The sequence below is a fragment of the Flavobacterium sp. ZT3R18 genome, assembly GCF_007097385.1.
In the GTDB taxonomy this organism is placed as follows: Bacteria; Bacteroidota; Bacteroidia; order Flavobacteriales; family Flavobacteriaceae; genus Flavobacterium.
On the sequence record NZ_VJZS01000019.1, the window covers coordinates 1 to 15409 of the forward strand.

Below are 15409 nucleotides of genomic sequence, written 5' to 3' on the forward strand. Positions count from 1 at the left end.
TATAATGGAAAGAACAAAAGCGGGTACGACACGGCAAAGAATGATATGAAAGTCATACATACCCGAAGCGGAAACCGAATTATTTCTAATGATGACACAGGCGATATTACAATAGAAAGCCAAAAAGGAAAAACAATAGCCGTAATTCATGGTGATGGAAACATAAGATTTAAAGCGCCCAAGAATATAGAATTTGAAGCTGGGGAGGATATTATTTTCAACGCAGGAAAAGACATTAGGACAACCGCAGGAGTAAACATTTCAGAAAGTGCAGGAGTTGATAAATCTACAACCGTTGGAGCAATACTGCATACTACTGTAGGCGGAGATAGCATGCTGCATGTTACGGGTAAGTTAATAGAACATATAAAAGGAAATTTGGAATCACATACAGAGCAGGAACGAACAACTGTAAGTGAAGGAAAAATAGCCTCGCATAGCGCAGGAACTCATGAACATCATTCGGATAAAGAAATTCATAATAACGGAGGAGAAAAATCTAAAAATTTCTAAAAATGATAAAAACAATAGACGGGATTACCATAATGGGAAATGTTAAATCTTTTACGTTGAATAATTCAAAAAACCAATCCACTTTTAGATTTAATGCAGAAAGTGGAAATGCTAGTTTTGGGGATTCAATTGGGAATACAATTCAGAACCATCCTTCGACAATCTCGATAAACTTTGAAGTATTCAAATTGACAGAAGTAGGACAGACAATAAATAGGAGTAACGGAAATGTTATTGCTTATTTATCAAGTAAAGATGTACAAGAACTAGCCGAAAAAAACTTTTATGAAGATGGGCAAATCCGTATTTATGATTTTATGAACCAATCATTTACCGTAGAATTATGAGTAGAATAAGAATTGTGGGAGGAGATATTCTTGAAACCACAGGAGGTAATCACAAAGTGTATAGTAAAGAAAATATAGAAAATTCTTCGGATACACAAATGATTCAAGTAGGTAAAACAGGAGGAGTGATTTATGGAGACCCCCAAAAAGCACCCGATATTAAATCGAAATTTTTTCAAGACAAAATCCCAGAATATGTTGTTTTATTCAAGAGGTTGCCTAGTTACAAAGGAGAATTTGGATGGGATTATATGCGAGACGACTATCTTACGGGTACTTGTATTGAGGGATTGGAAGATTTGAAAAGAGTATATAAACCTATTGAAATTCAAACTAAAAACGCAACAACATCTACATCTTATGGAATATATTACACTCCGTGGCTTTCTATGTTTGTAAATCACAATGCCGTTATTGGCAAAGAAGTAGAATTGTCCATTGATGCTCCTGTAGATTTTATTTCGGATAGTGTAGATTTCTCAAAAGAGGAAATGACATTTGTGCCAAGTACTCCAAATTTAAGAGTAGTCCCTGATAAAATGCCAATTGCAGATGCAATAAATGGAGGTAGAATAAAAATATTTTGCGATGCTACATTAGATGCTGATGCTACAATAGATATAAAATCATCTAAAGGCGATGTAGTAGGCAAAATGAATGTGCTAAAAAATAAAGATGTAGATAAACTTACGATTAATGTGTATGTAATAAAATCTTTTATAAAAGACGATCCTTTATTTAGTAAATCGGTGGTAGATAGTCAGATAAACAGTAAAGGTGGGTTAGGTAAATTAGAAGAATACTTAAACAAACAGTCCTTAAACCAAGCCTTAATACAGATTAAAATAATTCATTTAGAAGATTGGATTTTTACAAAGCAAACGCTTTTAAATACATCTACTACTCCAAATACAAATTATACAGGGATGGTAAGAAATTCAACATCAATGTTAATGGATACTGCTAAATATATGAATTTTATTAATGATAGATTTAAAAAAGGTTATCCAAGTATAGCGGAGCATAGGGGGCTTTTTATTTATCTTACACCATTTAGCAGTCTAACTGCGGGAGGAGCAAGTTATAGTACACCTTTAACTAGTAAACATATTATTCTTTTTAAAGCAAATTTAGACCATTTCCCTTCGTATGCACACGAAATAGGACACACATTAGGATTAGAGCATACTTTTTTAGCAGAAAACCTTACACATAATGAGGAAATTGCAGATGTTCAGAATAAATTTGATGAAGAAAATAGAAAACAAAATCAAGCTAAAATATCTAAAACAAATAATTTAAGAGATAATGCGGCTTATTACGCAACACATTCTGCCCAAAAAGAAGAAGCTACTAAAATATTAGACAATAATATCAATATATATGACGAGAATATTAAACATTATAAAGAACAATTAAATGTTCTTAAAAAAAACCCGTATAAATTTCTAGACCGAAGAACTGAAAACATAATGGATTATGATTTGCTAAATCAAATGTCTTTTTATAAGTGGCAATGGTCAGTAATGGAGCAAGAAGCAAAAACTATTTACCATTAAATATGAAAAGTATGAAAGGTCTTATAATTGTTATGTCATTACTCTTTTTAGGTAATTGTAATGCTCAAAGAGGAAAACCCATAATGCCTAAAAAGGAGAAAGCTATTAAAATAATACCCGAATCTGCTTGTGAAGATAAAAACAATATAAAATACAAAAAAATAGTAAATTGGTATAAAGACGGCTATTTAAACAAGACCTCTTATTACGATTTTAAAAACACAAAAAGTATTTCAATGGTTAAGAAAAGCTATTCCATTAAAAATGGATTACTTTATTATAAAAAAAGAAAAGTAGATAGCACGGAAATATATTATAGATATAATGATAGTATAGATTGTATAGTTTGGATTAGAAAGGGATTACCAATTAAAGAAATTATTAATATAGAGGGACTTCCAAGACCCAGTATATACAGTATTATTTATAAAGACAGTAAAACGTATTACTCTTTTTTAGAACACAATAGTTATATTGAAAATGGAAATGGAACATTAAAGAGGTTTTATTATGCAAAATGGAATTTCATGCATAACCCACAAGATTACACAAAAGAAACAATCAAAGAAGAAGGAGAAGTAAAAAACAATTTCAAATATGGAGAATGGAAATATTATAATAAAAGTGGAGTAATAGATAGTACAAAAATATATTCTCTAAAAGATTCGGTAGATGTTCGTTTTCCGCATTGTATTTTTAATAAAAAAGAACCTTGTTATTGTGAAAAGAAATAATCAAGTTAATTACAAAAAGGTAGCTTAAATTAATGAGCAGTTTTTATTTTCATATCCAGCCTTATAATGTTGTGATACATCATTCTTAGAACAGGATTCAAACTAATTAACACAGTTTTTTCTAAATTTGAGGATTAAAATAATTTCAGAAAACCCAATAAACAACAAAATTAAAATAACAAAATTATGGTTAAAACAACATCTGAAATTACGATTATAGACAACGCTTTAACTTTAATGCTCCATAATAAAAAAAATAGAGCATTATACACTTGCAATAAAGAGCAAAACAGAATAAGTTTCAGCGATTCAAACGGGAATAAAACATTCAATTACTCCGTTACTATTTCAGTTAATTTCAAGGTATCTGAATTAACTGAAATAGGAGAAACTATAAATTTTAAGAACGGTAAAATAAAGGCTTATTTATCTACCAAGGACGTACAAGAACTAGCGCAAAAAACATTTTATGAAGATGGACAAACCCGTATTTATGATTTTATGAACCATGAATTTACTGTAGAATTATGAGTAAAATAAGGTGATAATTGCAATATTCTATAGCTTAGTAATCAATAGAATAAATGCGGAATAACAAAAAAATATTATAGGCTGTCCGAAATCACTTTTCGGACAGCCTTTTTTAATCTTATATTTAATTAAAATCCCGAAAAGTCATTAATTACATTAAATAGAAACGAAAATAGTTTCGGGAAAATTTCGGGAAAAGTAAAACTAAAAAATCCATAAACATCAGTAAATTAGATGTTTATGGATTTTATCTGTGGCCGATTGCGTCTTAAAACTTAGATTCCATGATCAAATCTATTCTATCGTCATGGATCTTAACTTGGTTCTATAAGCTTCGAGTGCTATTGATTTTGAGATAAAACCATAATAAATTCCATTTTTAAGCACAGGTAAGAACGCTACTTTTGTAGTTTCAAATTTATCCATTACAATTTCCATGCTATCGGTAGGGTATATAATGTCAATTGGAGTTTTCATTATTTCTTTTACCAAAGTGTATTTTACTCGGTACGGATTAAAAATAATTTCCCTAATGTCGTTAAAATGTACTATTCCCAAGAGCTGATTTTCTTTGTTGACTACTGCGAAAATAACTTGATTGGAGTGGGAAATTAAATCCACTAATCTTTCTAGATTTTCATCTGGTAAAATAGTGAGATAATCCGTTTGAATAATAGAATTGGTGTCTAAAGTAGAAAGCACATTGGTATCTTTATTGCTGGTAAAAGCATGTCCTTTTCTGGCTAAACTTTTTACATCCAAAGAGTGTTTTTCAAACGCTTTTGAAATGGCAAAACTGATGGAGGAGACAATCATCAGGGGAATCATTAATCCATAACCTCCCGTGATTTCGGCTATCAAAAATATAGCGGTCATAGGAGCATGAAACAATCCGCTTAATATTCCAGCCATACCGACCATTGTAAAATTACTAATGGGTAATTTGGTTAAACCTGTTAAGTTTAAAAATTTTGAAAAGAAAAATCCAACGTAAGAGCCTAAAAATAGGGAAGGGGCAAAATTACCACCATTCCCACCACTTCCTAAAGTGATTCCGGTGGCAAAAGCTTTTAGCATAAAGGAGCAACCTACAAAAGCGAGCAAAGCCCAATTGTTATTTCTAAAATCACTGAAAAGGGTGTTTTCTAATAATTGTCCAGGGTCACTTTCGGATAAGGTTTTGATACTTTCATATCCTTCTCCAAAAAGTGTTGGAAAAATAAAGATTAAGAGTGCTAAAATGGATGCGCCAAAAAAAGCTTTTTTATAGGGTGGGATTTTAATCCGATTAAAAAAATGTTCTGTTTTTTGAAAATTTCGAGTATAAAAAATAGATACAAACCCAGTAAGAATGCCTAAAAGAATGTAATAGGGAGTATTATGATAATTAAAGGTTTGTCTTCCTGTAAAATTCAATAAAATGGTTTCATCTAAAACCATTGCCGAAACTAATGCTCCTGTTGCCGCAGCAATCATGATTGGAGTAAATGCCGAAATACTAACATCTACAAGCAATACTTCTATAGCAAACAAAACTCCTGCAATTGGGGCATTAAAGGCAGCGGCAACTCCTGCTGCAACTCCACAGCCTATGAGTAACGTTCTGTCTTTGTAGTTTAAACTATATTTTTGAGCATAATTGGAGCCAAAGGCAGCTCCCGTAATTACAATTGGACTCTCAAGTCCCGCAGAACCTCCAAGTCCCACGGTAAGCGAACTGGTTACAATTTGAGCATACATTTGCTTTTTTGGAATAATACTTGCTTTTTTGGCAACAGCATACAAAATTTGAGAAGTTCCTTTTTCGATAGTGCCACCTAAAAACCGTTTGACTACAAATACCGTAAGCATAATACCAATAACAGGTAGCATGACTTTGAGAAGTCCCAACTTAAAAAAAGTAGCATGTATGGTCACATAAGTGGCAAATCTAAAAACCCAGTGGGCAAATGTTTTTAAAACAATTACAGCAAAAGCCGAGGATATTCCAACCAAAACACTAGAAAAAAAGATAAATTGCTTTGGACTTAAAACAGATTGTGATAAAGCAATTATACTCTCTATTTTTGAAATAATCTTTTTTAACATTATACTTTTGAAAGTTGGTTTATTACAAAAATAGGCTTTTTAATGTAAAGGGGATAAACTAATTTATTAAAGCCATAGCATGTTTGGCAACAATTCCAAAATTGTATCCTTGGGCTTCGTCATAACCCGCATAATTGACTGCGATGAGTTGCCCACATTGATTAAAAACGGGAGATCCACTGGCGCCATGTGTTGAGGTTACATTGTATTGTACGCTAACACCATCCGATTCTTTGTTGATTTGACCCTCATAAACTTGCACTTTAATTCCTCTGCGAGTGTTGGCTAATTGCATTCCCATTGGATAACCAATTAAAATAGCATTGGTACCCGGTTTTATACTAGCATCATCTTTTATCGCATTGTCCATATCAATAATGTTAGTTACAGAAGCTGGCAGTGTTTCGCTCTTCAATTGCAAAACTGCTACATCTACTTCGTCTCCATCGGCTATTTTATAAACTTTGCATTGCAACCAATCGTCTTTTGAACCATGTAGAGCAACGCTAATTTCAACTGTTTTTGCAACTATTTTTATATCGTCAAGATTTGTATAGACAATTTGGCTTGTTACCGCTTTTTCTTCTGATTGATTGTCCGAAATCAAATCATTTACTTCGCTATTTACATTCGTAGAATCAACATTTGCAACAGCTGTCGTTGTTGCAACTGATGCATCTTCCTCGCTAGCATCTTCCTCTCCCATACCTTCTTCATCGTTATAATAGTCATTCCAATGCGATTCAAGATAGGTTCTGTAGTCTTTTTTGTCGATAGAATCGGGTAAAATAGCTGCGATATGGTCTTTTAATTCACTAAAATCGTCTGTTTTTGGTTCGGTATATTTCCAAGGTTCAGCAACATGATGATTGGTAACGATTTTTCCATCATCAGAAACAAAAAAACCTGTTCCAGAAATTGTTTTTTCTTCAAATGAACTATCGTCTACTGTTATTTGAAAAGGTTCAGATCCTTTGATTGAAATTTCTAAGGCATAAGTATGCTTGACAAGAACAACAGCATCTTTGTATTTTTCGTAAATCTCGGTTTGATTATTGAGGCAAATACTCTCTTTTTTGTGGAATTTATCCCAAATACGAGGGATGATAATTATACCGAGAACAAATACTGCTGCAACGATTAATGCAATTTTTTTAATTTTAGCTTTTTTATCGGCTTGCAATGTATCTGTATTATTTTTTTCTTCTAAAGCTTGATTTTCTAACATTTCTTAAAATTTTGAAAGCAAATTTAGTAAAACAAAACGCACTAATTAGATTGCATTTTGTTTTTATTGAAACTATTTTTATTTTTTATGTTAAAATGTTGTTTGTGAGTTATTTATGATTTTTTGTAAGTAAATAACAGTGGTTTTGTAAAAATCAAAAGTCTTATTTTATTTTATAAAATGATAGCCGTTTCTATCTTAAGGGCATTAAGTTAACAATAGATTTACACTTTTTGAGGCATTTCTCTATTGATCGAATTGATAAATAGATTGTGTCTATTCAAATTTTAATTTATAGTAATTTTTTAAAAATAATATAGTATATTTCGCTATAAATTATAGCTTTTTCAATAGTTGTAATAGACCATCGTTGAATAAAAGTTCTAACACGCCAAATTGTGAAAAACGTATTTGTTTTTATTTTATTTTTTATTGCAAGTGTATCGCAAGCTCAAAGTCCACAATTAACCGTAAAAGGAAATGACTCCATTCAAGTAAAAATGAGTCAACTACTGGTTAATGTAAAAATTGTGGGTAATATAGCGTACACAACTGCCGAAATGCATTTTTTTAATAAAAGCACTAGACAAATGGAAGCCGAATTATTGTTTCCGTTGCCCGAAGGAGTCTCGGTCTCTCGTTATGCCATAGATATTAATGGAAAAATGAGGGAAGCAGTCCCTGTAAATAAAAATAAAGGAAAGCAAGTATTTGAAGCTGTTGAGCATCGAAGAGTTGACCCGGGCTTGCTCGAAAAAGTGGAAGGGAATAACTTTAAAACCCGAATTTATCCTATTCTGCCTAATGGGGAACGAATTGTTTTGATTGGGTACGAACAGGAATTGTCAAGTTATGATGCAACTAATTTAGCCTATCAATTGGTTAGCAAATATGCTCAAAAGTTAGATGTTTTTGAAGTCAACATTAATGTATTAGGAGCAACATCAAATCCTATTGTAATGAATGGAGATCAAGCTTCGTCTATGGAAAAAGCAATCGAATCTAGTTGGAGTCAATCGTATGTTACCTCAATAAAGAAAATCAATTACCAACCTTCGGAAAAATTATTGCTTAAAATTCCTATTCAGCAAGAAATTCCAAGTGTAGTAATGCAATCTGTCGATGATCAACATTTTTTTTATGCCAATACTGTTGTTGAGAGTAGTAAAATCAAGAAGAAAAATCCAAATTCTATTGGGTTGATTTGGGATGTTTCATTGAGTTGTAAAAACAGAGATTTGAAAAAAGAATTGGATCTCTTGGATAATTATTTCAAACAGATTAAAAATACCCAAGTAACCTTGTATTTATTGAGTTATAATTTTGAAAAAAATCAAATATTTACAATCTCAAACGGCGATTGGTCTGTACTCAAAACTAAACTCGAAAACACCAAATACGATGGAGGAACCCGCTTTTCGCAAATAAAATTACCAACTCACGATGAATATCTTTTCTTTACCGATGGACTTTCTTCTTTGAGCAACAATCAGCTTGATAAAACCAATAAACCTATTTACACGATTAGTTCTTTAGTGTCTTCGGATTACGCTTTCTTGAATTATAATTCCTTGAAAACCGGTGGTAGTTTTATCAACCTGAATCAATTAAACACCACTCAGGCAGTTGATAAAATGGTGTATTCGAGTTTGAAATTTTTAGGAATAAAAGAAAATTATTTGGTAACTGAAATATATCCGTCAATAGGAACTGCTGTATCGGGGAATTTCAGTGTATCGGGTATTTCATTGAAACCAAAGAACGAAATCGTATTGCTTTTTGGCTACGATGATAAAGCGATTATAGAAAAAAAAATCTCCTTGGATGCTGACAGACAAAACACTAAGGAGGTGAATCTTGAGAAACTTTGGGCGCAAAAAAAGATAGCCAATCTAGAACTTCAATACAAACAAAATGCCGAAGAAATAGAAACAATGGGGAAAAAGTATGGCATCATTACCCAAAATACGTCTCTTATAGTTCTTGAAAATATCAGTGATTACATTGCTTATGATATTGTTCCTCCTACAGAATTGAGAGCCGAATTTGACCGTATTGTAAAAGGACAGCGTGACAGTCAGTTAGCAGAGCAACACAACAATTGGGATAATATTGAAGATTACAGATATAAATTGCAGTCGTGGTGGAATAAAAACACAAAATACACTGCGGCAGTACCTTTGAGAAAATCTAAAAAAAAGTCAGATCAAGTTGGATTTGTGCGGCCAGTAGTCGCAAGAGCAGAGGAAATGACTGAAACGATAAAAGGAGATCCTGATGCTGAAATGACAGTAGAGGCAGTAAGTGTTAGCTTCGATGCTACACCACCACCACCACCACCAGCGAGGGCAGAAGAGTCACCAAAAATAGAGGAACTAAAAGACAAAAAAGTAGGTTCAGAAAGCATAGGAAATGATGAGCGTTTACAAGAAGTAGTTGTTGTTGCTTATGGAAATAAGAAAAGTGAATCGGCGGTTATTTCAAATGATTTGTCAGGAAAAGTAGAAGGTGTAAATATTACTAATTCAGAGGATTCTGGTGCTGTAAATAAAATAGTAGCTGATAGTATTTCTAATTTAAATAAAAATAATGATAGCACGACAAAAGTGAACTCTTGGAATCCCGATAGGATGTATCTAAAAGTATTGACAGCTGCACCAGCAGAAAAAAAATATGAAGTCTATTTAGAATTGAGAGCCACACAGGAAAATAATCCGAGTTTTTATTTTGATGTGGCCAACTATTTTTACAATACGGGTAATAAACAAAAAGCATTGTTGGTTTTGAGTACTATTGCCGATTTGGGTCTAGAAAATCATCAATTATATAAATCACTCACTTATGTACTTCGTCAATGGGAAGCTTATGAAGATGCTTTGTTTACTGCCAGTCAGGTGGTAAAATGGCGTTCGCATGAACCGCAAAGCCACAGAGATTTAGGCTTAACGCTAGAAGATAATAAACAATACCAAGCGGCTTTTGATGAACTTACGAAAGCATTAGAGGTTAATTATTATGGAGAAATGAGCGGACAATACGCAGGTGTTGAAGATATTATTTTGATGGACATTAACAGATTGGTAACCGATCATCCTAACGTGAATACAGAAAAATTAGATAAGAAGTATTTAAATAAAATGCCTGTTGGAATAAGAATAATATTGAATTGGAACCAAATGGATACTGATATCGATTTGCATATCATAGAACCAACCAACGAGGAATGTTATTATGGACACACAGATACTGAAGCCGGAGCAAGATTTTCTAAAGATTTTACTCAAGGTTATGGGCCGGAACAATATTTGTTGCGAAATACCATCAAAGGAAAATACCTGATAAAAACCAATTATTTTGGAGAAAGTACACTCACGCAAAATGGCCCCGCAACGATTATGGTAGAGATTTACACTCAAAAGAACGGGAAAACGGAACGTAAACTACAAACTATACAATTAGGTCAAATCAAAGAAAATCAAGATTTGGCTAAAATTATGATTGATTAGCACAGATTCTTTTCGAACCATAAAAAGGCTTTCATTTCCGAAAGCCTTTTTTATTCAACTATAATTACGAAGCTAAAATGAGTAGAATGGCAAGGAACAATTGTCCATACTATTTCATGTTTTTCAACGCTTCTTTCTCACTCAATTTTTTTAAATTAGAGTTGGAAACATAATTCCTTACCGCTTCGGGATTTGTTTTGGCGTATTCTCGCAACGACCAGCCAATGGCTTTTTGTATGAAAAATTCAGTTGACGTTTTATGCTTTTCGCAGACCAATTTTAATACAACAAAATTTGTTTTTTCTTTATAACCCAACTGAAAAAGAATGGAACTTCGATTGAGCCACATGTTTTCGGAATTAGAGAATTTGAGAATCGCGGAATCTGTTTCTTCAGGGAATTGCAGTAAATAGTTTCCCAATAGATATTTGGCCAAAAAATCGACGCTGTCCCACCACGAGTTAGTAATAATTAACTTTTCAATAAGTTGAATATCCTCTTTTATGTATTTTCGATTTAGTTCTTGTATCAGAATTTCAACAGCACAGTAGTGAAATTCTCGTTGCTGTTTTTGAAATAATTCTAATGCAATTTCTCTTGCTTTTAGAGAAACTTCCTGCTGATTTGCTTTCCATAATTTTTTTAAAATTTGTCTTCTTTCAGCTGTTTTTATTCCAAAAAAAGGAAAAATAGTTCTCATGTATTTTGACATGGTAACAGCATTTTTGGTGTTGCTATTTTCATTAAAAGACTTTTCTAATTCATCGCTGAAGCTCACGTAATTTGATTTTTTTGGTATTTGTATTGTATTTAAAAGACTAAAAGATACCTAACAGGTTAAAAGAAACCTGTTAGGATAGCGCTTCCTAACAGGTTTCTTTTAACCTGTTAGGTATAAATATCTTAATCTAAATAACATTTGGACTAAAACCCCACCGCTTTATTATCCGCTCTTTTATCCGCTCCTCCTTCTAATTTCCCATTTGGAAGCACCAGAATCGCATCAACTTGACCAATTATTTCTTTGTCTTTTTCATTGATGATATACCCTTTCTTTGTTAAATCTTCGAGTAATGATTTTGAAAAGGAATTGGGCTCAAAAACAACTTCATCAGGTAACCATTGATGATGAAAGCGTGGAGCATTGACTGCTTCCTGCATGCTCAAATTAAACTCATAGACATTCAAAATAGTTTGCAATACCGAAGTGATAATAGTAGATCCTCCCGGAGTTCCCACAACCATAAAGAGTTGACCGTTTTTCTCTACGATGGTTGGCGACATAGAACTCAACATTCTTTTTTCGGGAGCAATGCTATTGGCTTCCGTTCCGGTAAGTCCATATAAATTGGGTACTCCCGGTTTGGCGCTAAAATCATCCATTTGGTTGTTTAAAAAGAAACCCAATTCATCACAATAAATTTTAGAACCATAATTATCATTCAAAGTTGTAGTGACTGAAACAGCATTCCCTTGTGCATCCACTATCGAATAATGGGTAGTTTGCTTGCTCTCGTAACCTTGAATTATACCATGAGCAACGTCGGCAGATTTTGTGGCTTTATCGAATGAAAAATCACTCATTCTGTTTTTTAAATAAGTTGGATCTTGCATTTCTTTAATTGGAAGTTTTACAAAATCGGGATCCCCCAAGAAATAGTTTCTATCGGCATAGGCTCTTCTTTCGGCCTCTGTAATTACCTGAATGGCTTTCTTACTATTGTGTCCCATTTCGGCAAGATCATAAGGTTCAATCATTTTCATGATTTGATTCAAACAGATTCCGCCACTACTGGGAGGCGACATAGAGGTAATCTTTAAATCTTTGTATTCAAAAGTGATTGGAGTTCTCCATTTTGCTTGGTATTTGGCCAAATCTTCAAGAGTTATAATTCCTCCTTTTTTATTTAAAAATGAAACCAATTTTTGCCCAGTTTCCCCTTTATAAAATTCAGCTGCACCGTTTTTTGAGATTCGTTTCAATGTTTCCGCCAAAGCTAAATATTTGATGGTATCATTTACTTTATACACTTTCGAAAATAGACTATTTGGTCCATTTGCTTTTATGAAAGAAGCTCTGTAATCTGCTAAACTCTGTGCTTGATGTTGTGTAACGACAACACCTCTTTCTGCTAAAGCAATGATAGGTTTTAGAATCTCACTTATTGGTAACGAACCATATTTTTTATGTACTTCAAATACACCGGCAATCGTTCCAGGAATTCCTGAGGCTAATGCAGTTTCGGTACTTTTTCCCTCAATCACATTTCCTTTTTCATCCAAGTACATGTTCTTTGATGCTGATAGAGGCGCTTTTTCCCTGTAATCTATGGCACCAGTTTCTCCATTGGCTTTTCTAAAAACCATAAATCCTCCGCCTCCAATATTTCCTGCCTGTGGATGGCTTACCGCCAAAGCTAATTCGGTGGCAACCATGGCATCAAAAGCATTTCCGCCTTTTTTTAAGATTTCTGCTCCAATCTTGGAAGCTTCTTCCCGTGCCGAAACGACCATGGCTTTAGACGTAACCAAACCAGTAGGCTCAACTATTTTTTCATTCGATTTGCAACTTAAAAAAAGGACTGCAAGTAGTAGGATGTATTTTCTCATAGCATTATTAATTTTTGATGGGATTGTTTTTTTAAATCTTCAAAGAAAGTGGTAAACTCTTGTTCAAAATCGGTATAATATTCAATAAGTTCATGGGTAGCAAACCGCATTTTCGACTCGTTTTTGGTACGACTGTCCATTTGGGTTAAAATTCGATTAATTCCTTCGGTGGTTTGGTAACTCACTAACCAATTTTGATTGATCATATAAGGCATCATTCCTTTGGTTCTTTCGGATAAAAACTCATAATTATCCTGTAATGATTGATAAAAACGGGCAACATATAACTCTAATTTTTCATCGGAATAGTGACTCCAATTTTTTGCCAAAAAATGATCGTAAAATACATCTACAATAACGCCAGCATAGTGATGATACTTTTCGTGTAGCCGTTTGGTGCTTTTTCTAAAAACAAGATGAGCATCGGTATAACTGTCTATAAATCGATGCAAAACAATTCCTTTTTGAATTTCTAAAGGATAACTTTCAAAATGTTTCCCACGAATTCCATCGGCCATAAGGTTTCCGATTTTTATCAAATCATTGTCTCCAGATAAATAGATGTGGGCTAGGAAGTTCATTGGGATTTTAGATTGAAGATTAACGATTTTTGATTGCAGATTTTGGCATTAAAATTAATATTGATGATGTTTGCATTCTGTCTTGGTTTGATAAAGATATAAAAAAATGCAGTATTCTTTAATTATTTAATGGTTGGTAACTTAAAATTCAATTCCTTTTTTGCACTTTACTTCTTATAAAGACAGAAACTTTTTTATATTTGTCCGAATAAAATAATTCGAAAAATTAAATTGCAAAGTGTAAATCTGCAATCAAAAATCGTTAATCAAAAATCATAATTCATAATGACTTTAATAAAATCAATATCTGGAATTCGAGGAACCATAGGAGGGAAAGTTGGAGATAATTTAACTCCGGTTGATGCCGTAAAATTTGCTTCGGCATATGGAACTTGGCTGAAAGAATATTCAAAAAAAGATAAACTAACGGTTGTAGTAGGTCGTGATGCCCGTATTTCGGGACCTATGATTCACAACTTGGTAATCAATACACTTATAGGATTAGGAATAGATGTAATAGATTTGGGTCTTTCTACAACGCCTACTGTTGAAGTAGCCGTGCCATTAGAAAAAGCGGATGGTGGTATTATTCTAACCGCTTCCCATAATCCAAAACAGTGGAATGCCTTGAAATTATTGAATGAAAAAGGAGAGTTTTTGAATGGTGCTGAAGGAGAAAAAATTCTTCAAATTGCCGAAGACGAAGCTTTCGATTTCTCGGATGTGGATAACTTGGGCGAAATCACTCAAAATGATGCTTACATGGATATTCATATCGATGAAGTATTGAACTTGCCATTAGTAGATGTTGAAGCAGTAAAAGCAGCCAAGTTTAAAGTTGTTGTTGATGGTGTGAATTCATCGGGAGGGATTATTATTCCAAAATTATTGGAGTTGATGGGTGTTGAAGTAGTTAAATTATATTGTGAACCTAACGGTCATTTTCCTCACAATCCAGAACCTTTAAAAGAACACTTAACCGATATTTCGGAATTAGTAGTTAAAGAAAAAGCTCATTTAGGAGTAGTTGTCGATCCAGATGTAGATCGATTGGCTTTCATTTGCGAAGATGGAGAGATGTTTGGAGAAGAATATACTTTGGTGGCTTGTGCCGACTATGTTTTGAGTAAAACTCCTGGAAATACAGTTTCTAATATGTCGTCTTCCCGTGCCTTGCGTGATGTAACGAACAAACACAACGGAACTTACGAAGCCAGTGCGGTAGGCGAAGTAAATGTAGTGGAATTGATGAAAAAGAACAATGCGATCATTGGTGGAGAAGGTAATGGCGGAATCATTTACCCAGAATCGCATTACGGCCGCGACAGTATGGTAGGTGTGGCTTTGTTTTTGACTCATTTGGCCAACAAGAAAATGTCGGTTTCGGCTTTGCGTGCTTCGTATCCTGAATATTATATGAGCAAAAACAAAATTGAATTGACTCCTCAAATAGACGTTGACGCGATTCTTGTTGCCATGACTGAAAAATACAAAAATGAAGATATTACCACTATCGACGGAGTTAAAATTGATTTTGCCGAAAATTGGGTACATTTAAGAAAGTCAAACACAGAACCGATTATTCGTATCTATACGGAAGCATCTAGTCAACAATTGGCAGATGATTTGGCTTTGCGAATTATTGATGAAATAAAAGCTGTGGCTGGAATATAAATTAAAACCCGATGAGAGTCGGGTTTTTTTATGACTTG

Annotated in this window: 11 protein-coding genes and 1 pseudogene; 7 read left to right on the forward strand and 5 right to left on the reverse strand. The window is 33.4% G+C overall.

From position 1 onward, the window contains the following. The 5 genes and pseudogenes from FNW52_RS20865 to FNW52_RS16340 all read left to right on the forward strand — a co-directional run. Positions 1–513: pseudogene (locus FNW52_RS20865) on the forward strand (type IV secretion protein Rhs); the annotation flags it as partial. Between the two features lie 2 nt (positions 514–515). Further along, on the forward strand, positions 516–860 hold the full coding sequence (locus FNW52_RS16325) for a hypothetical protein (RefSeq protein ID WP_143378550.1): 345 nt from the start codon (positions 516–518) through the stop codon (positions 858–860). Beyond that, entirely contained in the window at positions 857–2419 is a 1563-nt protein-coding gene (locus FNW52_RS16330; protein ID WP_143378551.1) for a hypothetical protein, read from the forward strand. Before FNW52_RS16325 ends, FNW52_RS16330 begins: the two co-directional genes overlap by 4 nt. 11 nt (positions 2420–2430) lie before the next feature. Then, complete coding sequence (locus tag FNW52_RS16335; RefSeq protein WP_143378552.1) at positions 2431–3153, forward strand: hypothetical protein; 723 nt, start codon at positions 2431–2433, stop codon at positions 3151–3153. A gap of 186 nt (positions 3154–3339) precedes the next feature. Beyond that, positions 3340–3684, forward strand: a complete 345-nt coding sequence (locus FNW52_RS16340; RefSeq protein WP_143378553.1) for a hypothetical protein — start codon at positions 3340–3342, stop codon at positions 3682–3684. A gap of 294 nt (positions 3685–3978) precedes the next feature. Here the strand turns inward: FNW52_RS16340 and FNW52_RS16345 are convergent, their stop codons facing one another. Both FNW52_RS16345 and FNW52_RS16350 read right to left on the reverse strand, forming a co-directional pair. Next, positions 3979–5772, reverse strand: coding sequence for a chloride channel protein (locus FNW52_RS16345; RefSeq protein WP_143378554.1), 1794 nt, complete (start codon positions 5770–5772; stop codon positions 3979–3981). A 58-nt stretch (positions 5773–5830) separates the two neighbouring features. Next, on the reverse strand, positions 5831–7000 hold the full coding sequence (locus tag FNW52_RS16350; RefSeq protein ID WP_143378555.1) for a serine protease: 1170 nt from the start codon (positions 6998–7000) through the stop codon (positions 5831–5833). Between the two features lie 398 nt (positions 7001–7398). Here FNW52_RS16350 and FNW52_RS16355 point away from each other — a divergent pair, with 398 nt between their 5' ends. Further along, complete coding sequence (locus FNW52_RS16355) at positions 7399–10506, forward strand: VIT domain-containing protein (protein ID WP_255515626.1); 3108 nt, start codon at positions 7399–7401, stop codon at positions 10504–10506. Between the two features lie 109 nt (positions 10507–10615). Here FNW52_RS16355 and FNW52_RS16360 read toward each other — a convergent pair whose 3' ends face one another. From FNW52_RS16360 to FNW52_RS16370, 3 genes are all read right to left on the reverse strand, one after another. Continuing rightward, the gene (locus tag FNW52_RS16360; protein WP_143378556.1) at positions 10616–11284 is read right to left on the reverse strand and encodes a DNA alkylation repair protein; all 669 of its coding nucleotides are present in this window, start codon (positions 11282–11284) and stop codon (positions 10616–10618) included. Between the two features lie 146 nt (positions 11285–11430). Then, complete coding sequence (ggt, locus tag FNW52_RS16365; RefSeq protein ID WP_143378557.1) at positions 11431–13116, reverse strand: gamma-glutamyltransferase; 1686 nt, start codon at positions 13114–13116, stop codon at positions 11431–11433. After that, a complete protein-coding gene (locus FNW52_RS16370; protein WP_143378558.1) occupies positions 13113–13697 on the reverse strand; it encodes an ACP phosphodiesterase in 585 nt (194 codons plus the stop codon). The genes ggt and FNW52_RS16370 overlap by 4 nt, the downstream gene beginning before the upstream one ends. Before the next feature lie 285 nt (positions 13698–13982). Here FNW52_RS16370 and glmM point away from each other — a divergent pair, with 285 nt between their 5' ends. Further along, positions 13983–15371, forward strand: a complete 1389-nt coding sequence (glmM, locus tag FNW52_RS16375) for a phosphoglucosamine mutase (protein ID WP_143378559.1) — start codon at positions 13983–13985, stop codon at positions 15369–15371. Positions 15372–15409 lie beyond the last annotated feature (38 nt).